This window comes from Vibrio sp. Y176, from assembly GCF_033438945.1.
The window spans coordinates 1-603 of record NZ_JAWOQS010000799.1 but is presented as its reverse complement, the minus strand read 5'-3'; the positions used below and the strand labels follow the sequence as shown (position 1 = coordinate 603).

Here is a 603-nt window from a genome sequence, read left to right as displayed (position 1 = left end):
CCGGGCTTCTATGCTCTGGTACAGAGACAACGTGAGAAGATTCATGGCGGCAATACAAAGCTTGTTCCGCTTGATGATGAATAACTACCGACACGATTTGGGCTGAGCTGATACTGAGCCTAAATAGAAAACAAAAAGCCCGAAGCATTCATTCGCTTCGGGCTTTCTTATTGGATTAACGAATCTACTAGTAGATTACTTTAAGCGAGTCTTAAACTCGGCTACCGCTTCATCCATATCGTGTGCTTGAGCCGACACTGAGTTCACTTCATGCAAACATTCTTGCGCGGCGGGCATGTTGTTTTCAGAGATGACGTTCAGCTCAGTGATTGAGTCGCTAACTTGGTTCATCACAATGCCTTGCTCTTCAATCGCAGAAGCAATGCGCTCTGAGTTGCCTTGAATCGCGTGCATGTCCGTGATGATTTGCTGGAGGCTTGCGTCTAATTGTTCAGATGCACTCAGGGTTTGCTGACCTTGTTCGTTACATTGATCAATATCGGAAACCACCATCGACATCTGCGCTTGGATGTCCATCACCACTCGCGTGATCTCTTCCGTTGATTGATGTGTACGGCTCGCAAGAGCGCGAACTTCATCTGC

1 protein-coding gene is annotated in these 603 nt (G+C 47.3%); it reads right to left on the bottom strand.

Translation table 11 applies throughout. From position 1 onward, the window contains the following. Nucleotides 1–195: 195 nt before the first annotated feature. A partial coding sequence (locus R7O13_RS28725; RefSeq protein ID WP_318305443.1) for a methyl-accepting chemotaxis protein occupies nt 196–603 on the bottom strand: 408 nt, incomplete at its 5' end.